Raw genomic sequence first — 21232 nt, 5'->3', positions numbered from 1 at the left:
CCTGACTTGTTAACGGCTTAATGCCTGCACCCATTTCTGGGCAGACTGCTCAAGTTGCAAGTAAACGAATTCAAATGCTTCACGACTTTTGCGGTATGGATCAGCAATCTCTTGCTGATTAAGCCAGCGGCCAAATAGCATTGTCTTGCCTCGGACTTCTGGCGCAATACGACATACGCCATCAATATGCCCTTTTTCCATAACCAGAATAAGGTCATATTGCCGACATAATGCTGACGTTAATTGCTGCGCTTCATGTCCATCAAGAGAGAGATTATGCTGGCTCGCCACGTCCGCTGCGGTCGCGTCTGCAGGTTTTCCAACCAATGCGCCTAGCCCTGCGGATGAAATTTTTTTGCTAGGCAATGCCTGTTTTAACAACCGCTCCCCCGTAGGGGAACGACAGATATTACCTACACAGACAACCAATATTGAATCAAACATAATTATCTCTATGGCCAGGTACGAACACGTAAACCACCTTCCGTCAACTGATTGAATGCGGAAATAGTTGGAACTAATTGAGATATCAGGCGATTCCAACGAACTATCGGCGCGCTCGTCACATATACAATATCGTAGGGCTGAAGCTGGAACTCCGTTCCCATCACCATTGCTGTTGCATCAGCAGCGTTGAGCTGATAGATATTTGCCAGTTTAGGGCCTTGTGTTCCCCTTAATGGACGAATAACAAATACCCCCGTTGCATCAGCCAACGTCTGATCCATCCCTTCTGCGTTGCCAAGTGCTTCCGTGAGTGTCATGCCACTACGATCCATTTTAAGCGTACTTTGTTTCTTGACTTCCCCCATGACGAATACTTTCAAGTCGTCGTTACGGGGAATATAAAGGATATCACCAGGGTAAAGCAGGGTATTTTGGGATAGATCGCCATTTTGCATTAGCGCTTGAAGGGAGATTCGCCTTTCCTGGCCATTATGTGTCAACACGATATTACGCCAGTCGGCATCTTCGCTTAACCCCCCAGCTTTATTTATCGCATCCAGAATAGTCAATGGCACATTAGTAATAGATTGTTCACCAGAGGTTTTCACTTCACCGGTTACATACGCCTTTTGAGAACGGAAGGCAGCGATACTGACATCAACCTGCGGGGACTCGATATAAGTGGCTAAGCGAGAAGTAATTTCTTCACGTACCTCAGTTACCGTTTTACCCGCGACTCTTACCTTACCAATATAGGGATAGAAAATTGTGCCATCAGAGTGCACCCAGTTCCCCGTATCCGCGGCAGTACGGTATGTACCAGCAGGTGTCGTCAGCTCAGGGTGATCCCACACGGTAACCATGACGACATCACCAATACCAATGCGGTATTCATACTGTTGTAGTTCACGTTCTAGCGCAGGGTTAGTTTGCGCAATCAATGGCTTTGGCCGCATTTTATCCACTAAATAAGGTGTTAGTGGATAAACATTTACTAATTTATCAATATTAAAATCAGCGTCTTGCTGCTCAATAACTTCTTTGCCACTCGTAGAAAGATGGCTACCGGGAATTATGGTACAGCCGCTCAGCAGAACGAGTGACACTGCTACTGGTATCAATTTCAACTTGTGCTTTATCATCCTGTTTATGCCATCGCTTATGATTAAATGTCGCGCAAATCCCTACAAAATAACTCGTTATTATAGAGGACTTTTATTCGAATAAACCCGCAGAGTGGGACGTAAAAAACAGCTAATTCACTGCATCAGCGCCGTTGCTCCATTTTCTCTGCAACAGCAACGTGTCCATGACTACTACGCCGGAACCACGTCAGTAGACGCCATATTCGGGTAATTGACCAAAAATAGCCAACAAAAATCACCAGAAACGCGCTCAGCATGATGGATTCCGTCACACCGCCAAGCTCGCCAACAATGCCCACGGCGGCAAGAATCAAAGCAGCCAAAACAATTGCCAGCAAAGACCGCCGAGAACTCAGCCCTGCCCGCATTAATATATGGTGCAAATGTTCACGGTCAGGCTTAAACGGGCTATCGCCACGACGGATACGGCGAACCATAATCGTCACCATATCCATAAGTGGAATGGCGATAAACCACAGTGCAGTTACAGGACGAATGACAGCTTCGCTACCTTGCGTTGCCAAAATCAGTAGCCAGATAACCGTAAAACCAATAAGTGTGCTACCCGCATCCCCCATAAACACTTTAAATTTTGTTCCCCATGGCACACCAAGGTTCAGCAAAATATAAGGTAGCGTCGCAGCCAACAAGCACAAGCTCCACTGTGCTAGTTCGTGTCGTCCATCAAGATAAAAAACTACTGCCAGAGCACCAAATGTTACACAGGAAAGTGTGCCCAGTAAGCCATCAATGCCGTCAACCATATTAAAAGCATTGATAGCTCCCCATACCGCAAACAGCGTAACCGTATAACCGACCCCCCCTAAAAACAGCTCATAACCGAATAGCACCTTGCCTAAGGAAGAAAGATATAGCCCCGCGTACATCATCAGGCCTGCCACGAATGCCTGTAGGCCAACACGGGGAAGAACAGGAAGATCAAATCGGTCATCCAGCACACCAACTGCCAGTAGTGACGTCGCGCAAACCATATAGAGGGAGAAGTTAGGGAGCCATGTAGGATCAAATGCATACATAACCCACAGAGCTATGTATATAGAAACGCCACCAACAAGTGGGATATGCCCACTGTGTCTTTTGCGCTCGTTAGGTTTATCCACCAACCCGACTTTTATTGCTACTTTTCTTGCTAAGAACAACGCAATAAAAGCACTCAGGAAAACCACCATGAACTCTTGCATTTTTGCACCATCACTAACCCGTTATGTGAATGTTTTGCAGCAGACACGCTACCGCCCTTGGCTCATAGCTACCAATGCGCTGTCAAACAACGTACGGAACACCATCCTGTGGCTACACCCTGGATCCGTAAACCATCTGTTTGTGTGTAAATACTCCATTTGCTTGCTAGCCAACTGAACCCACTAACAAAATATGGCTAATTAATATATTTATTTATAAAAATATAGCTAAATCGACAAAGCCAAATTTTCACCCCCATAGTATTGACGACGAAACGCAGAGTACAAGGGGAAGATGGCTTAAAAGGAGCTTTTCAGAATAAGACTACGGGCATCCCTGTCGTAAAAATCTTGCTAAATCCGCAGGCATATTCTATGCGTTGTATGCTCATGCAATCAAATACTAACGTGCGTTACTCTATGTATCATTCTTAAAATTTTACTTATTGTCGATCTTTCGCCCCCCCCCTCCAACAAGCTATACAACGTTTCATGTCAAAAAAATGACAATGTCTATCAGGGCACCTATCGGCTCAAAATTTGCTTATAGCTTATAGATTGTGCTTCTCATAAAGAATATCCCTGCAAATTCTGGTTCATCTGTGTCTGCCCTGATACGCTATCGAGGTTATGTTCATTTAAAGGTGAAAAAATAGATATGGAGTGGATCGCTGATCCAACGATATGGGCCGGGTTGGCCACGCTGGTTGTCCTGGAACTGGTTCTGGGCATTGATAATCTTATCTTCATCGCCATTCTGGCTGAGAAACTACCAAAAGAACAACGCGATAAAGCCAGAGTCGTCGGTCTGTTGCTTGCCCTGATTATGCGCCTGTGTCTGTTGGCGTCCATTTCCTGGCTGGTGTCTTTGACTACCCCCCTCTTTACGCTCCTTGGGCACACATTCAGCGCTCGTGATGTCATCATGCTGATTGGCGGGCTATTCCTGCTATTTAAAGCCACGATGGAGCTCAACGAACGCCTCGAAGGGAAGGATGAGGAACAGCAGGCCCAGCGTAAAGGGGCCCGTTTCTGGCCGGTAGTGGCACAGATCGTGGTACTGGATGCAATATTCTCGCTGGACTCGGTGATTACCGCCGTCGGCATGACCGATCATCTGCTGGTCATGATGTCCGCCGTGACCATTGCCATCTTCCTGATGCTACTGGCCAGCAAACCGCTGACCCGTTTTGTCGCGGAACACCCGACCATCGTCATCCTGTGCCTTAGCTTCCTGCTGATGATTGGCTTCAGTCTGGTCGCAGACGCCTTTGGTTATCACATCCCTAAAGGTTATCTCTATGCGGCGATAGGCTTCTCGGTGCTGATTGAGATGTTGAATCAGGTTTCCCTGTTTAACCGCCGACGCTTCCTTTCCTCTTCAGTTCCGCTACGCCAGCGTACCGCAGAGGTCGTTTTGCGTATTTTGCGCGGCAACCACGAAGAAGCTGAGCTAGACAACCAAACCTCATCGATGATTGCCGACAACACCCGGGCGGGCCAAGAGGTGTTCAATCTTCAGGAACGTCGGATGATCAAGCGGGTATTGGGGCTGGCACAGCGAACCATCAGCAGTATTATGACATCGCGGCATGATATTGAGCCGATTGAGCTGAACATTACACAGGATGCGCTCGCTAAACTGCTAACGACCAACCAGCACTCCCGACTGGTGGTAACCGACAGCAGTACCTCTGACGAACCATTGGGGATCGTATATGTTGCTGATTTACTCCAGCAGCAGCTTAACCGCGAGCCATTTAACCTGCGTATTCTGATTCGTCAACCGCTGGTTTTTCCCGAGCAACTTTCGCTTTTGCAGGCGTTAGAACAGTTTAGAGAAGGAAGAACACATTTTGCGTTCGTCGTTGATGAATTTGGTTCGATGGAAGGGATTGTTACATTAAGTGACGTGATGGAAACCATCGCGGGTAACCTGCCGCGCGAAGGAGAAGATCGCGATGCGCGCCACAGCATTCAGCAAAATGACGACGGCAGTTGGACCGCAAATGGCTATATTCCGCTGGAAGACCTGACGATGTATGTTCCGCTGATGCTGGATGAAAAGCGCGAATACTACACGTTGGCGGGGCTATTGATGGAGCACGCGCAGCGGGTTCCACAGGTGGGCGATACATTATCAATCGATGGTTATCAGTTCACTATCCTGGCAGTGGAAAGCCATCGAATCGTGGAGGTTCGCATCACCCCAAACGACGAACCACAAACTGATTTTGAAGTGTGATAGCGGCGTAAAATACCGCGTTTATCAACAGCCCCTTTCCGTTCGGTAGGGGCTGTTTTCTATTACCTATCAGGCAGGCACCATAATCTCTGTGGCAATCACCACGACAATCAGCCCAACCAAAACAGGAACCGATGTACGCTTCACCACCTCAAACGGTGATATTTTTGCCATCCCGGCCACAGCAACCACCACGCCGGATACCGGGGAAATGGTACGGCCCAGATTGGAAGCCTGAAGCATCGGAATGACCAGATAGGCCGGGTTGATACCCATTTGCGACGCCAGCTTTGGAATCAGCTCAACAAACGCATAGAACGGCGCATTACCCGAACCGGTCGTCATCGCAGCCAGCATCGTGATCGCAACCAGCACCAGCATAATCACCAGCCCGCCGCTGCCAAATGACTGCGCCAGGCCAATCAGGCCGCTGATAAAGCCAATAGTGCCAAGTCCCTGAGCAAAGACACCAGCTGCAACCAGCAGAATTACAACGCTAGAGAAGGCATCGGCCATGCCACGATAAGCCACATCCAGCCCATCAAACACCTTTTGTGCATTGAACGAGCGGACAAATTCCAGCACCGCAGCCAACACCATGCAGATCACCAGCACGGTGATGATGTGGAGTTCTGGCCCCCATTTGCCATCAAACACCAGTACACCAATGATCGGCGTAAACGGCAGAATGGCGTAAAAACGCGGGGCATCGGTCTTGATTTCACTGACGTCCAGAATCTCATGGCTGACATTCGCTTTGTTGTCCAGATAGCGCTGCCAGAAGAAATGCGCGACGGCCATACACACGATCGCCATGATAGAAATAGGGAGCGTGGCCTTAAAGGCGAAATCCACTAATTTCATCTGCGATGCCTGAGCCGCCAGCACTACGTCACCCGACGTCGGCGACAGGATCAGCGCCACAGGGGACGCACAGATTGCGGCAGCAGCTCCACGGCTAATCCCGACGTTCACCATGACAGGGAATAACGTCGCCATTAACAGCACTCCCAGCCCGGTTGCCGATGACACCGCCAGCGACATCAGACAGGCGACAAAATAGGCCGCAATCATCAGTAAATAAGGCGAGTTGATCATTTTCAGCGGACGGGAAACCAGTTTGACGACGACATCATTGGCACCGATATGCGTCATATAAGCGGCAAAGCCACACAGCACCATAATCATCATGCCGAGATCGCCACCGCGGCTCATCAGCAAAATTTTTACGTATTCAACAATATCCGTTGCGCTCCAGCCTGTCGCTTTCGCGCTGGCTGGCAATACGTTTTTCCCCAGCATGGCACTGATTGCCAATAGTAAGAGGCCTCCCACCAGCAACACGCCAGTCGCGGAGTACCCTTTTATAATGTAACGACCGACCAGAATCGTTACAGCAACACCAATCAAAAGTTCGAGCATAGTGTGTTTTGATACCTGAGTAATAAATTATCTGACAGACATTCCCCGGCAGCGGAGTAACGGCGCACCGAAAATAGGGAGCGAAGTTTACTGCTTTAGAAAATAAAAAAAGAGAAAAATATTAGTATGCAGCATTAAAAAAGAGACACCGAGCACAAAGCCGGTCTGGAGAAGGATGACAAACCAAGGGAAACGTTGGGGAGGAGCTGCCGGTTTACTGACAGGAATCAGCAAACCGGCTATCCCCGTCATACTTCAAGTTGCATGTGCGTTGGCTGCATTACTCGGCACACTTGCGTGTACCTCGCCCCGTTGGGGCGACTGCAAGCAGCGTTCAAATCTGCCTGAGGCAGATTTGTCAGTCACCCGAATCACTTACCGGAGTAAGCTCATCGGGATGCCTTCTCTTGCCGCCTTCCTGAAACTCGAATTATTTAGGGTATAAAACAGCGTATTTAGAAAATTAAAGACGATCGAGGAGTTGCTTCAGGTCTTTACCCTTTTGGCTTTGCTGGTTTTGGCTGGCCCAGTCATTCAGGCGCTTCTTCAGCTCGTCCTGTAGGCGTTTACGCAGCAGTTGATCGACCTGTAGCTGATAATTTAATTTATCCCACTCGCCATAGACCCGTAACGGGATCGCCGTGTTTTTCAGCACGCTGACCAACTGCTCATCGCCCTGCCATCCTTGAGTGATAGAGACATTCAAATTGACATCACACGTCTGGGCAGGCAAATCGAATTGTCCAACACCGTTTAGTGACAACAGTTCTGAACGGCCATTGAGATCGGTAAGGCGCAACTTACCCGCGTTCAACTGGGCTTTTCCCGTCAGCTGTTGTAGCTCAGTGTAACGCTCATAGCGCTCTTGTCCTCGCACATTGCCATTACTACGCGCGACAGCCATCTGCACCATTTGCTGAATATTCAAACCCTGTAGACGGACACCATTGGCCTGCAGCGTCGCCGTTCCCTGCCACTGCTGGAGCAACGCAGGTAGCGTAAAGCTGTTGCCACTGAACTGTCCTACCAGCGAAAATTTTCCGCTGACTGTCTCGGCGGGCTGCGCAAACGCGGGCATCAGTTGAGACAGTTCAATATCCTTGAGTTCTGGGCGTAACGTGATGTTAGTTGATGGCTTCGTCACAACTTTACCGGGTAATGAGAAATGTCCACTGCCCAGTTCGCCGCTCAATGCCGTAATATCCAGCAGTCCCGGCTGATTCTCTGCCCGTAGCGTAAACTGGCGGACATCAAGCCCGCGGTAAATCATCGTCGCGGCCTGTAGCGACAAACGCGCCGTGAATGCCTGTAAGCTATCTTCTGGCTTGGTTAACCCACTTTCATTTGAAATCACAGGGGCTGATGATTTAGCCGGCACGACAGCGGCATTGTTCTCTTTTACCGACGCGATCCCCAGCAGGGAATCCAAATCCAGCTTCTCAGACAGCAGATCTAATTCGTAATGAGGGATATCCCCCAGCGTCACGCTACCAGCACCAGACAGCTGACTATTATTGGTATTAAGTGAAAGCTGGCTAAACGTGATTTTTTCAGGCTGCTGTTGATAACTTGCCTGAACACTCCCCGTTCCGCTGATACCGTTTGTTGGTATTCCTGCCCCCTGAAGCTGGTAATCTAGCTTGGTAATATTGGCATTGACCTGCTGGGGGAAATGCAGCAAATCGACATCTGCGGCAAGAGAGAAGGCAATATCGCGCTGATCGCGATTGATGCGGCTTGATAATTCGATGTTAACCTGGCGGTCGCTGTTCTGCTCCATCGCAAGATTAATATCGCGAACATTAATCTGTTCGTTGTTACTGCGTTGCAGAATCAGCAGGCTATCAGCGACTTTTATCTTATCGATATCCAGCCGCCAGCGCCGTTCTTCAGATGGGGCTTGCGAACCCGCCGGAGCAATGGGGGCATTGTTGGCCTGTTTGGCTTCGCTTTCCGGCGTCAGGCGAATAATCGCCCCTTTCAGCATCACCTGCTTGACCGCGAGCTTATGCGACAACAGCGGCCACAGTTGCACATCAAGACGCATATTCTCCGCGCTGACAATAGGTACGCTGGAACCTGGCGCGCTTAGCGACATCCCGCCGGATAATATGCTCAGTTGCGGCCACACATGCCAACGCAGATCGCCATCCAGTTGAAGGCGATAGCCGCTACGTTCCTCAACTTGCTTCACCATGTAGGCGCGGAAGTCATTGGGATTAACCAGTACGACCAAGGCCGTCATTCCTGCCACCAGCACGACAAGCAGAATTGCCAGCGTCGTCAGAAATCTTCTCATGCCACCCTCATTGCGAAACGCACGGCCACCTGCTTTTTACCTTGCAAGCCTGTCGCCAGACGCTCAGTCTTTATCGATCCGGCTCGCTACCGCACCCTGTTGATCTTTATACTTGGCATCCTGACGACGGTTGTATGGACGAGCCGCCGGCCCTGAAAGCGGTTCAAAACTCAGAGCGCCAATCATCATACCGGGGCGTAATGCCAGCGGCAACTTACCTGAATTATAGAACTCCAACACAATTCTTCCTTGCCAACCGGGATCAATGCGGTGTGCGGTGACGTGAACCATCAATCCCAGACGTGCCAGCGAAGAACGGCCATCCAGCCAGCCGACCAAATCATCCGGCAGCGTCACTGACTCAAACGTTACTGCCAGCGCTAACTCTCCCGGATGCAGGAAGAACGCCTCACCTTCTGGTAAATTGATTTCATCACTCATAACGCGATCCAGCGCTGCACTGACCTCATCCTTCGGTCCGCTTAAATCAATGAAAGGCGCGGTGTGTCCGCGGAAGACACGAAACTGATTTCCCAGGCGAACATCAACGGTCGCGCCAGAGATCCTCTCGGTTGGCGGACGGGGCGTAATCACCAGTCGGCCATCATCCAGCCAGGCTTCAATGTCACGGTCACACAGTCTCATCTTATTCTCCATTCCACACCGGTATCTATCAGATAAACCTCATCTATCTCCGTCATACTTCACGCTGCTGGCCTTGTTTAAAACATTACCGTTCGGTCATGCAGCCTGAATGATTCAGGGTATCTTATTCAAAGAACTGGCTTATCTTGGCTTTCAAAATATCAATCGCAATACGGTTTTTCCCGCCACGCGGCACGATAATATCGGCGTACTGCTTAGATGGCTCAATGAATTGCAGAAACATCGGACGCACGGTCTTCTGATACTGTTCCATCACAGAATCCATTGAACGCCCGCGCTCATTCACATCGCGACGCATACGGCGCAGCAGGCAAATATCCAGCGGCGTATCGACAAAAATAGAGAAATTCATCTCATCGCGCAGGCGTGCATCCGTCAACAGCAGGATACCTTCAAGGATAATGACCTTTTTCAGCTCAATATGCACCGTTTCCTGCTTGCGGGTGTGTTCGACATAGCTGTACTGCGGGACTTCAATAGCCTGACCCGCTTTCAGCATCTGCAAATGTTTCAGCAGCAGGCTGTGATCCATTGAACTCGGGTGGTCATAGTTGGTTTTTACCCGCTCTTCCATCGTCAGGTGGCTTTGATCTTTATAATAGCTGTCTTCAGATATCACCCCGATATGCTGATCGCCGACCTGATCGCGTAATTCCCGATACAAGGTACTGGAAATAAGACTTTTACCCGAAGCGGACGCTCCTGAGATCCCGATGATGACACACTGGTGAGACTGATCAGTCATGGTATTAACGACCTGATTAACATAAATAAAGAGAGGGGAATGCGCCAACAGGCGCTTTGACGCCGCAATTATAGGGAGTTAGCCCCCTTCACGCCACCCTTTCCGCGTATTGCGCCCCAGAGAAGCGAGGACTGATGCAGGATCAAGCCGGGACAAAGCCCGGCCTTATAGCAGGCTACAGCGCCCGGAAAGAAATTTCGCCGGGAATCGTGTCACCCTGCCAGTAGAGCTGAGCGGCAACCTGCCCTGCCAGTTCACGGTACAGAGAAGTGAATTCACTGTCCGGCTGGCTGACGACCGTCGGCTCACCGCGGTCAAGATCTTCACGCAGGGAGATGTGCAGCGGAAGCTGGCCTAACAGGGAACAGTGGTATTTCTCCGCCAGCTTCTGTGCGCCGCCCGTACCGAAGATCGGCTCCAGATGACCACAGTTGCTACAGATGTGTACGCTCATATTCTCAACGATGCCCAGCACTGGCACGCTGACTTTTTCAAACATCGCGATGCCCTTCATGGCATCCATCAGTGCAATATCCTGCGGTGTCGTCACGACGACGGCACCGGTGACAGGAATATTCTGCGCCAGCGTCAGTTGGATATCGCCCGTACCCGGCGGCATATCTAACACCAGATAATCCAGATCCGGCCAGAGCGTATCCTGCAACAGTTGCAATAACGCCTTGCTGGCCATCGGCCCACGCCACACCATCGCGTTATCGTCCGTGACCAGATAACCAATCGAGTTGGTTGCCAGACCGTGCGCGATAATCGGCGCCATGTGTTGACCGTCCGGCGAGGTTGGGCGCTCACTGGCCGAACCCAGCATAGTGGGAATAGAAGGGCCGTAGATATCGGCATCCAGAATGCCCACATTCGCACCTTCAGCCGCCAGCGCCAGCGCCATGTTGACCGCCGTGCTCGATTTGCCGACTCCACCTTTGCCGGAGCTGACGGCAATGATGTTTTTAACGCCCTTCACGCCAGCCTGATCGTTAACCCGACGCAGCGTCGCGATATCGTGCGTTAAGCGCCATTCGACCGCCTTTGCGCCTGATAAACGTAATAGCTCATCGCTAACCGTTTCCTTTAATACAGCCAAACCGCTCAGCCAGACAAACGGCATCGTCAGTTCGATATGCAACACGTTATCCAGCAGCGCACAATGACGCAGAGCATTCAGTGTCGTCAGGTTATTTTTCAGTGTCGGGTGCTGAAAAGTAGATAAAACCCCGGTGACCATGGCACGCAGTGCTTCAGGACGTTGTTCGGGGACTGTCGCGTTCATTCCGGCTCCTTGAAATTCTCATATTTGACCGTTGAGACCGTATATAGCATACCAGAGCGAGGGAAGCCTGACGCCCTTCGGCGTCAAAAACGTGGAAACACTACGCAAATTAAAATCTGCCATGGGGTTTCCTGCCGTTTTACTCACGCCAGCGGTTTACGCAGCAAGGCGCTATCGGTTAACATCGATCTCCCTCTATTCACAAAAGAAAGCAAGTTCCTCATGACTCAAGTCGCAAAGAAAATCCTGGTAACGTGCGCGCTGCCTTACGCTAATGGTTCGATTCACCTCGGTCATATGCTTGAACATGTTCAGGCTGATATTTGGGTTCGTTACCAGCGAATGCGCGGCAACCAGGTTCACTTTATCTGTGCGGACGACGCCCACGGCACGCCAATCATGCTGAAAGCACAGCAGATGGGTATTGCGCCGGAAGAGATGATTGCGGCGATGAGTCAGGAACATCAGCAGGACTTTGCTGGCTTCAATATCAGCTACGACAACTACCACTCCACGCATAGCGAAGAGAACCGTGAGCTGTCTGGTCTGATTTATGGCCGGCTGAAAGAAAACGGCTTTATTAAAAATCGCACGATTTCTCAGTTGTACGATCCAGAGAAAGGCATGTTCCTGCCGGATCGTTTCGTCAAAGGTACCTGCCCGAAATGTAAGGCAGCCGATCAATACGGCGATAACTGCGAAGTCTGCGGCGCAACCTACAGCCCAACGGAACTAATCGAACCAAAATCAGTGGTGTCTGGTGCCACGCCAGAGATGCGTGATACAGAGCACTTTTTCTTCGATTTACCCGCGTTCAGCGAGATGCTGCAAGCCTGGACACGCTCTGGCGCATTGCAGGAGCAAGTCGCCAACAAGATGCAGGAGTGGTTCGACTCTGGTCTGCAACAGTGGGACATTACCCGCGACGCGCCATATTTCGGTTTTGAAATTCCTGATGCACCGGGCAAATACTTTTATGTCTGGCTGGATGCGCCAATCGGCTACATGGGGTCGTTCAAGAATCTGTGCGACAGACGTGACGATCTGAATTTTGACGATTTCTGGAAGAAAGACTCAGACGCGGATTTGTATCACTTCATCGGTAAAGACATCGTTTATTTCCACAGCCTGTTCTGGCCGGCGATGCTGGAAGGCAGTGGTTTCCGTAAACCGACGAACCTGTTCGTGCACGGCTACGTCACGGTCAACGGTGCCAAGATGTCTAAATCACGCGGCACCTTCATTAAAGCAGGCACGTACCTGCAGCATCTGGATGCCGATTGCCTGCGTTATTACTACGCGGCAAAACTGTCTTCTCGCATTGATGACATCGATCTTAATCTGGAAGATTTCGTGCAGCGCGTGAATGCTGACATCGTTAACAAGGTTGTCAATCTGGCATCGCGCAATGCCGGTTTCATCAACAAGCGCTTTGACGGCAAACTGGCGGCCAACCTGGCCGACGCTGAGCTGTACAAAACCTTCACCGATGCTGCCGTCAGCATTGCGGAAGCCTACAGCAGCCGTGAATCCGGCCGTGCCATTCGTGAGATCATGGCGCTGGCGGATATCGCCAACCGCTATGTTGACGAACAAGCGCCGTGGGTTGTAGCGAAAGAAGAAGGTCGGGATGCCGATCTACAGGCCATTTGCTCAATGGGCATCAACCTGTTCCGCGTGCTGATGACGTACCTGAAGCCGGTACTGCCATCGCTGGCACAGCGGACAGAAGCGTTTTTGAACACGGAACTGAGCTGGGACGCCATCACCGCCCCACTGCTGAGCCATCAGGTTAGTCCATTTAAAGCGCTGTTTAATCGCATCGATCTGGATAAAGTCAACGCGATGGTTGACGCGTCTAAAGAAGACATGGTCACGGCGCAAAAAGTCGTGTCTGGTCCTCTGGCGGACAACCCAGTGCAGGACACCATTAACTTTGACGATTTTGCCAAGGTCGATATGCGTATCGCCTTGATTAAGCAAGCTGAATGGGTTGACGGGTCTGACAAGCTATTACGTTTGACGTTGGATCTGGGCGGCGAAACCCGTCAGGTTTTCTCCGGCATTCGTGAAGCCTATCCTGACCCCGCTAAGCTGGAAGGCCGTTTAACCGTCATGGTCGCCAATCTGGCGCCGCGTAAAATGCGCTTCGGCATATCAGAAGGGATGGTGATGGCTGCGGGCCCGGGTGGGAAAGATATCTTCCTGCTAAGCCCAGACAGCGGCGCCCAGCCGGGTATGCAGGTCAAATAATCATCACATCAAGCCGGATTCTTATCCGGCTTTTTTTTGCAACAATTTCTCCACAAATCCCCGTTTATTCCTTTCCGACTGACACGCGGCTCCGCATAGTTTGTAACCATGAAATAACAAAATCGTTATGCATTACAATATATAGCGAATGAAAAATATACCCCTTTATAGGTGTAATGGGGGTTTAAATACTTAAATTTTGATTTTGCGCAAAGCCCACATTTTATGTGTTGTTAAATTGCTCGCAACAAAAATGACACATAATTACACAGGGAAACTAATGCAACTGAATAGACGAGGTTTCTTTAAAGTTTGCGCGGGGGGGATGGCTGGAACCACTCTCGCGGTATTGGGCTTTACACCCACGGAAGCAATGGCATCAGTACGTCAATATAAGCTGTTACGCGCAAAAGAGACGCGTAACAACTGCACATACTGTTCGGTCGGCTGCGGTGTGCTCATGTATAGCCTGGGCGATGGCGCCAAGAATGCAAAACCTTCCGTTTTCCATATCGAAGGTGATGCAGACCACCCAGTCAGCCGTGGCTCCCTTTGCCCGAAAGGTGCTGGTCTGGTCGACTACATCCACAGTGAAAACCGCCTGCTCTACCCAGAATACCGTGCACCAGGCTCAGACAAATGGCAACGAATCAGTTGGGAAGACGCGATCGAACGCATCGCGCGCCTGATGAAAGCTGACCGCGACGCCAACTTCCAACGTACCAATGCCAAAGGCGAAACCGTCAACCGCTGGCTGACCACAGGCATGTTGTGCTCCTCTGCCGCCAGCAACGAAACCGGCATTCTTGACCAGAAATTTGCCCGCTCTCTCGGCATGGTCGCCATCGACTGTCAGGCTCGCCTGTGTCACGGCCCAACCGTCGCCGCGCTGGCGCCGACATTCGGTCGTGGCGCCATGACCAACAACTGGGTTGATATCAAAAACGCCAACGTCATCATCGTCATGGGCGGCAACCCGGCAGAAGCACACCCGGTCGGTTTCAAATGGGCCGTTGAAGCGAAAACGCATAATAAGGCGAAACTGATCGTTGTCGATCCGCGTTTTAACCGCTCCGCGGCCGTTGCCGACCTCTACGCGCCTATTCGCGCAGGGTCAGACGCCGCCTTTCTGCTAGGTATTGTTAACTACCTTATTACACACGATAAAATTCATCATGAATACGTGGTGTCTTACACCAGCGCCAGCCTGATCGTACGAGAAGATTTCAGTTTTGACGAAGGTTTGTTCAGCGGCTACGACGAACAAAAACGTCAATATGATAAATCCAGCTGGCAGTATGAGCTCGATGAATCCGGCTTCGCCAAACGGGATACCACACTGTCCCACCCGCGCTGCGTCTGGAATCTGCTGAAAAAACACGTTTCCCGCTATACGCCGGAAATGGTGACATCGCTATGCGGTACTTCAGCCAAAGATTATGAAACGATCTGCCGCACGCTCGCCGAAACCTGTGTACCGAATAAAACCGCAACCTTCATGTACGCACTGGGCTGGACGCACCACACCAACGGAGCACAGATCATTCGCTCAGCGGCCATGATCCAACTGTTACTTGGTAACATCGGTATGGCAGGCGGCGGTATCAACGCCCTGCGCGGTCACTCTAACATTCAGGGCTATACCGACCTTGGCCTGCTGTCGTTAAATCTGCCGGGCTATATGCCGTTGCCGTCAGAAAAACAGCCGGATCTGAAAACTTATTTGGGTCAAATCACGCCAACGGCGCTGCTGCCCGATCAAGTTAACTATTGGAAAAATACACCAAAATTCTTTATCAGCATGATGAAGAGCTTCTACGGTGATAACGCGCAGGCAGCGAATAACTGGGGTTATGACTGGTTGCCGAAGTGGGATCGTAGCTACGACGTCATGGTGCAAACCGAGCTGATGGTGGAAGGCAAAATGAACGGCTACATTGTTCAGGGCTTTAACCCCGTTGCCGCGTTCTCCAACAAGAATAAAGCGACCGAAGCACTCTCCAAGCTCAAGTACATGGTCATCATCGATCCACTGGTCACGGAAACGTCTACATTCTGGCAGAACTATGGCGAATTCAACGACGTGGATACGAAATCCATTCAGACTGAGGTCTTCCGTCTGCCCTCTTCCTGCTTTGCTGAAGAGAATGGGTCGATCGCCAACTCCGGCCGCTGGCTGCAATGGCACTGGGCGGCGGCTGAGCCACCAGGAGAAGCCCATCACGACGGTAAAATTCTCGGTAAACTGCTGATGCGCCTGCGTGAGCTGTATAGAGAAGAAGGCGGCGTATACCCTGATCCGTTGATGAACATCAACTGGAACTATAAAGACCCAGAAGACCCAACACCGGAAGAGATTGCTCGCGAAGCCAACGGTATGGCGCTGGCGGATATCTACGACGACAGCGGCAAGCTGATCCTGAAAAAAGGCCAACAGGTTGCTGATTTCTCGCAGCTGCGTGATGACGGCTCCACATCCAGCTTCTGCTGGATCTATGCTGGTAGCTGGACAGAAGCGGGCAACCAGATGGATAAACGCGACAACGCGGATGCCGGTCTGGGCTGTACGCCAAACTGGTCATGGTGCTGGCCGCAAAACCGCCGCATTCTCTACAACCGCGCGTCTGCCGACCTGCAAGGGAAACCGTGGGACAGCAAGCGTAAATTGCTGGAATGGACCGGTCAGAAATGGCAAGGCATTGATGTGCCTGACTTCGCCGCGACCGTCCCGCCGGGCAAGGACACCGGGCCATTCATCATGCTGCCGGAAGGTCTGGCACGTTTGTTCTCCGTAGACAAACTGGTAGACGGGCCGTTCCCTGAGCACTACGAACCGATCGAATCGCCTATCGGTACTAACCCGCTGCATCCATCGGTGGTGTCCAGCCCGGCGGCGCGTTTGTTTGAACGCGATGCGAAAACCATGGGCACCGCGAAGGACTTCCCTTACGTGGCGACGACATACTCAATTACCGAATTGTTCCGTCACTGGACAAAACACGCACGTCTGAACGCCATTGTACAGCCGGAACAATTTGTCGAAATCGGTGAAAACCTGGCGAAAAGCAAAGGCATTAAAGCAGGCGATGAAATCAAAGTTTCCTGCCAGCGTGGCTACATCAAAGCCAAAGCGGTGGTCACCAAGCGAATCAAAACGCTGGAAATTGCCGGACGCAGCGTGGAAACCGTTGGTATCCCTTGCCACTGGGGATTTGAGGGAACCACCCGTAAAGGGTTCCTGGCTAACACACTCACCCCGAGCGTCGGTGACGCTAATTCACAAACGCCTGAGTACAAAGCGTTTTTGGTTAATGTAGAGAAGGTGTAAGGGTAGCCAACTATGTCAATGCAATCACAAGATATTATTAAACGTTCGGCCACCAACGGCTTTACACCGCCTCCGCATGTGCGTAATGACAAAAGCGAAGTGGCAAAACTGATCGATGTCACCACCTGTATCGGCTGTAAAGCTTGTCAGGTGGCCTGTTCTGAGTGGAACGACATTCGTGACGAAGTCGGCCATAACCTCGGGGTTTATGACAACCCGGCGGATCTGAGCGCCAAATCCTGGACGCTAATGCGCTTTTCCGAAGTGGAAGAGAACGATCGTCTGGAATGGCTGATCCGTAAAGATGGCTGTATGCACTGTAGCGATCCGGGCTGTCTGAAAGCCTGTCCTTCCGCTGGTGCCGTCATTCAGTATGCCAACGGGATCGTTGATTTTCAGTCCGAGCATTGTATTGGCTGCGGCTATTGTATCGCCGGCTGCCCGTTCAATATTCCACGTCTGAACAAAGAAGATAATCGTGTCTATAAATGTACGCTGTGCGTCGACAGGGTTAGCGTTGGGCAAGAACCGGCCTGTGTGAAAACCTGTCCGACCGGTGCCATTCGTTTCGGTACAAAAGACGAAATGAAGCATCTGGCGGAAGAACGCATCACCGATCTGAAAAGCCGTGGTTATGAAAACGCAGGCCTCTACGATCCGCAGGGTGTGGGCGGTACGCATGTGATGTATGTTCTGCACCACGCGGACAGACCATCGCTCTATCACAATCTGCCAGATAACCCGCAGATTTCCACGCCGGTCAATCTGTGGAAAGGCATTCTGAAACCGCTGTCCGCGTTAGGGTTTGTCGCCACGTTCGCCGGGTTAATGTTCCACTACGTCGGTGTCGGTCCGAACACTGAGGAAATGGATCATGAGCACGAGGGAGAAGACAAAGAAGGGGGAGACAAACATGAGTAAGCCACAAATGATTTTGCGCACCAAGTTTATCGATCGCATCTGTCACTGGATTGTGGTGATTAGCTTTTTCCTGGTCGCGCTCTCGGGTATTGCTTTGTTCTTCCCAACCCTGCAATGGCTGACGCAGACGTTTGGTACGCCACAAATGGGACGCATTCTGCACCCGTTTTTTGGCGTGCTGATCGTCATCTGTCTGATCCCGATGTTTTTCCGGTTTGTTAGTCATAACATCCCGAAGAAGCGCGATCTGCCATGGTTCCTCAATATTGTTGAGGTATTAAAAGGCAATGAGCATGAAGTCTCTGAAGTGGGTAAATACAACCCAGGTCAGAAGATGATGTTCTGGAGCATCATGGGGCTAACGCTGGTACTGCTGATCACTGGGGTTATCATGTGGCGCCCCTATTTCGCCCACCTGTTCCCGATTGATATCGTGCGCTACGCTATTCTGATTCACGCTGCTGCGGCTATCGTCCTCATCCATGCCATTCTGATCCATATGTACATGGCGTTCTGGGTCAAAGGATCGATCAAAGGGATGATTGAAGGCAAAGTTTCCAAACGCTGGGCGCGTAAACACCACCCACGCTGGGCACGTGAAATGGAAGAGAAAGAAGCGAAGAAGTAATTCACGTTCTTTCATTTAATCTCCTCCTCAAATGCCCGCCTCGCGGGCATTTTTCTTTTATCCGTAGTCAGCACAAATCGTTATAACTTACATCCAAACGTCATAATGCTCCCCGCTTTCCCGACTATCGCTCACTGGCTATGATGCAGTATTATTTTTAAATAGACATCCAGACATAAAGACAGCTATAAAGTAGTGACGCAGAAAACATAACAATACTGCCATCGACACGACACACTATCGTCAACACAAGATCCTTTTATAAAACGCCATGGAGCTGATAATGAAGAAATTTACGCCTGCCCTGCTTGCACTGAGCTTACTGACCGCATTACCGGCACTGGCCAATCAGAGCGCCACCATTGCTCCCGTTCCGGCTGCTATTGCCAATCATAACGGCCCGGTTCGCATCGCCGTTATCCGCAATCTGGGATCGGACGACAACACCACGCAGTTTGTTTCCGGCGTGCTCGAAGAAGGTAAAAAGCTGGGCTTCAAGGTCAGTACCTTCCTGAGTAACGGCGATGACGCTCGTTTTCAGGATTTCGTGAATCAGGCTATTAGTCAGAAATATGACGGTATCATCCTGTCACAGGGTCGCGATCCCTACTCTACCGATTTGATTAAACGCATCGTCGACAGCGGTATTGCCGTCTCCGTGTTTGATACTGCCGTGAACGGCGAAATTCCGGGCGTGACCGTCACCCAGCAGGACGATGCCTCACTGACTAACGAATCACTCGGCCAGTTGGTGAAGGATTTCAACGGCAAAGCCAATATCATCAAACTGTGGGTTGCTGGCTTCCCGCCGATGGAACGCCGCCAGCTCGCCTATCAACAGATCCTGAAAGCCAACCCCGGCATCAAGGAACTGGAATCGATTGGTGCCGTGTCTTCTGACGTACAGGGCGATACCGCCAACAAAGTCGGCGCAGTGCTGGCGAAATACCCGAAAGGCAAAATCGATGCGATCTGGGGATCGTGGGATGCCTTCAGTCAGGGTGCTTATAAAGCATTGAAAGAAAACGGTCGGACAGAAATCAAACTGTACAGCATCGACATCTCCAATCAGGATTTACAGCTGATGCGCGAAGCGAGCAGCCCGTGGAAAGTCAGCGTGGCCGTCGATCCAAAACTGATCGGTAAAGTTAACCTGCGTCTGGTTGCCAACAAGATAGCCGGTGAACCAACGCCAGCCACCTACGAGTTCCGCGCTGCCGCGATTCCGCAGGCGCTGTTAGCCAGCCAGGCAGGTGCGGTCAATGTCGCCGGATTAGCGAAAATCATCCCAGGCTGGGGCCACACGGATGATTTTATCGCACCGTGGTTTGCTACACTGGAAGCCAAACAGGCGAAATAACACGGAGATAACTCATGGCATCGACCCCTCTGCCCACCCCCGATTACAGCCGTAATATGCGGCTGATTGGGCACAGCGATCAGGGCGGCAGGCCCGATGGTGTGCAGGTGATGGTTCACCGCGGCTACGCTTACATCGGGCATATGGTTTCACAAGGCGTGTCGATTGTGGATGTGCGCGATGCCAAAAATCCCAAGCCAGCGGGGTTTATTGCTGCCCCGCCCGGCACCTGGAATATCCACCTGCAAACGCATGATGACCTGCTGCTTGTCGTTAACGCACGCGATTTGTTTGCCGACGCCAGCTTCGCCGAGGAAAAGGTCTATTACACCCGCTCCGTCGCCGATACGGTCAGTACCAAACAGCAGGGCAAAAGCTGGAGCGCCGGATTACGGATTTTCGATATCTCAACGCCGGATAAACCGCGCGAGATCAGCTTCCTGCCGCTGGACGGTATCGGAATTCACCGCATCTGGTACGTGGGCGGGCGCTGGGCCTATGTCTCCGCCCTGCTCGATGGCTACAGCGACTACATCTTTCTGACTATCGATCTGGCCGATCCACAGCGTCCGGAAGTTGCCGGTCGTTACTGGCTCCCCGGTATGCACACTGCCGGAGGAGAAACCGCAAGTTGGCCGGACGGCAAGCGTTATGCGTTGCATCATGCCATCATCAGCGGCGACACCGCCTATGGTAGCTGGCGCGATGGCGGGCTGACGCTACTGGACGTGAGCGATCGCACCAATCCACAGCTCATCAGCCACCGTAACTGGAGCCCGCCGTTTGGCGGCGGCACCCATACCGCGCTGCCGTTGCCGGATCGCGATCTGCTGATCGTGTTGGATGAAGCGGTTTTGGATAATCAGGAAGATGGCGAGAAATTGATTTGGGTGTTCGATATTCGTGAGCCGAGTAATCCCGTGAGCATCGCCACCTTCCCGCAGCCGAAAGAGATAGACTATGTGAAGAAAGGCGCACACTTTGGCCCACATAACCTGCATGAAAACCGCCCCGGCAGCTTCATCAGTTCTTCACTGATTTTCGCCACGTATCAAAATGCGGGCGTGCGGGCTTACGACATCAGTAATCCGTACCAGCCGAAAGAAACCGGTGCGCTGGTGCCTGCTGCGCCAGCCAGCATGGTCGATAAACGTCCCGGCAGGCCGCAGATTATTCAGTCCTGCGATGTGTTTGTTGATGCCGACGGCATCATCTACAGCACGGATTACAACGCGGGTTTGTCGATTATCGAATACCGGGGTTAATCGAAAAAAAAGCCCTGCGGA

The 21232-nt window shown here is 51.3% G+C and carries 15 protein-coding genes; 7 read left to right on the top strand and 8 right to left on the bottom strand.

The window, feature by feature from the left end; translation table 11 throughout:
* Positions 1-9: 9 nt before the first annotated feature.
* The 3 genes from WCT94_RS19625 to wecA form a co-directional block, all read right to left on the bottom strand.
* On the bottom strand, positions 10-444 hold the full coding sequence (locus tag WCT94_RS19625; RefSeq protein ID WP_039550972.1) for an arsenate reductase/protein-tyrosine-phosphatase family protein: 435 nt from the start codon (positions 442-444) through the stop codon (positions 10-12).
* Between the two features lie 8 nt (positions 445-452).
* Complete coding sequence (locus WCT94_RS19620; protein ID WP_336871346.1) at positions 453-1589, bottom strand: polysaccharide export protein; 1137 nt, start codon at positions 1587-1589, stop codon at positions 453-455.
* A gap of 125 nt (positions 1590-1714) precedes the next feature.
* On the bottom strand, positions 1715-2794 hold the full coding sequence (gene wecA, locus WCT94_RS19615) for a UDP-N-acetylglucosamine--undecaprenyl-phosphate N-acetylglucosaminephosphotransferase (protein WP_336871344.1): 1080 nt from the start codon (positions 2792-2794) through the stop codon (positions 1715-1717).
* A gap of 658 nt (positions 2795-3452) precedes the next feature.
* On the opposite strand from wecA, the gene WCT94_RS19610 reads away from it, so the two are divergent.
* The gene (locus WCT94_RS19610) at positions 3453-5039 is read left to right on the top strand and encodes a TerC family protein (protein WP_336871342.1); all 1587 of its coding nucleotides are present in this window, start codon (positions 3453-3455) and stop codon (positions 5037-5039) included.
* 69 nt (positions 5040-5108) lie between these two features.
* Here the strand turns inward: WCT94_RS19610 and dcuC are convergent, their stop codons facing one another.
* The 5 genes from dcuC to apbC form a co-directional block, all read right to left on the bottom strand.
* A complete protein-coding gene (gene dcuC / locus WCT94_RS19605) occupies positions 5109-6461 on the bottom strand; it encodes an anaerobic C4-dicarboxylate transporter DcuC (protein WP_336871341.1) in 1353 nt (450 codons plus the stop codon).
* Between the two features lie 463 nt (positions 6462-6924).
* A complete protein-coding gene (gene asmA, locus WCT94_RS19600; protein ID WP_336871339.1) occupies positions 6925-8760 on the bottom strand; it encodes an outer membrane assembly protein AsmA in 1836 nt (611 codons plus the stop codon).
* Between the two features lie 63 nt (positions 8761-8823).
* Positions 8824-9405 carry a dCTP deaminase gene (gene dcd / locus WCT94_RS19595; protein WP_225087396.1) on the bottom strand — a complete coding sequence of 194 codons (582 nt, stop codon included), beginning with the start codon at positions 9403-9405 and terminating at the stop codon, positions 8824-8826.
* Positions 9406-9529: 124 nt separating this feature from the next.
* Positions 9530-10171 carry a uridine kinase gene (gene udk / locus WCT94_RS19590; protein ID WP_015839564.1) on the bottom strand — a complete coding sequence of 214 codons (642 nt, stop codon included), beginning with the start codon at positions 10169-10171 and terminating at the stop codon, positions 9530-9532.
* 175 nt (positions 10172-10346) lie between these two features.
* On the bottom strand, positions 10347-11456 hold the full coding sequence (gene apbC, locus WCT94_RS19585; RefSeq protein ID WP_319847117.1) for an iron-sulfur cluster carrier protein ApbC: 1110 nt from the start codon (positions 11454-11456) through the stop codon (positions 10347-10349).
* Positions 11457-11678: 222 nt separating this feature from the next.
* On the opposite strand from apbC, the gene metG reads away from it, so the two are divergent.
* The 6 genes from metG to WCT94_RS19555 all read left to right on the top strand — a co-directional run bounded on the left by metG (position 11679) and on the right by WCT94_RS19555 (position 21211).
* Positions 11679-13709, top strand: coding sequence for a methionine--tRNA ligase (metG, locus tag WCT94_RS19580; RefSeq protein WP_336871337.1), 2031 nt, complete (start codon positions 11679-11681; stop codon positions 13707-13709).
* Between the two features lie 280 nt (positions 13710-13989).
* Positions 13990-17037, top strand: a complete 3048-nt coding sequence (gene fdnG / locus WCT94_RS19575) for a formate dehydrogenase-N subunit alpha (RefSeq protein ID WP_336871334.1) — start codon at positions 13990-13992, stop codon at positions 17035-17037.
* Between the two features lie 12 nt (positions 17038-17049).
* Positions 17050-17958: a formate dehydrogenase subunit beta gene (gene fdxH, locus WCT94_RS19570; RefSeq protein ID WP_336871332.1), complete on the top strand. Its 909-nt coding sequence runs from the start codon at positions 17050-17052 to the stop codon at positions 17956-17958.
* On the top strand, positions 17951-18586 hold the full coding sequence (gene fdnI, locus WCT94_RS19565) for a formate dehydrogenase-N subunit gamma (protein WP_336871331.1): 636 nt from the start codon (positions 17951-17953) through the stop codon (positions 18584-18586). Before fdxH ends, fdnI begins: the two co-directional genes overlap by 8 nt.
* Before the next feature lie 283 nt (positions 18587-18869).
* Positions 18870-19946: a sugar ABC transporter substrate-binding protein gene (locus WCT94_RS19560; RefSeq protein ID WP_181848250.1), complete on the top strand. Its 1077-nt coding sequence runs from the start codon at positions 18870-18872 to the stop codon at positions 19944-19946.
* 14 nt (positions 19947-19960) lie between these two features.
* Positions 19961-21211 (top strand): LVIVD repeat-containing protein, encoded by a 1251-nt coding sequence (locus WCT94_RS19555; protein WP_336871330.1) that lies wholly within the window; start codon positions 19961-19963, stop codon positions 21209-21211.
* Positions 21212-21232 lie beyond the last annotated feature (21 nt).

Origin of the sequence: Pectobacterium sp. 1950-15 (genome assembly GCF_037136835.1) — a bacterium.
Classification (GTDB): Bacteria; Pseudomonadota; Gammaproteobacteria; order Enterobacterales; family Enterobacteriaceae; genus Pectobacterium.
The sequence above is the reverse complement of the archived record's forward strand: the minus strand, read 5'-3'. Positions and strand labels throughout refer to the sequence as shown.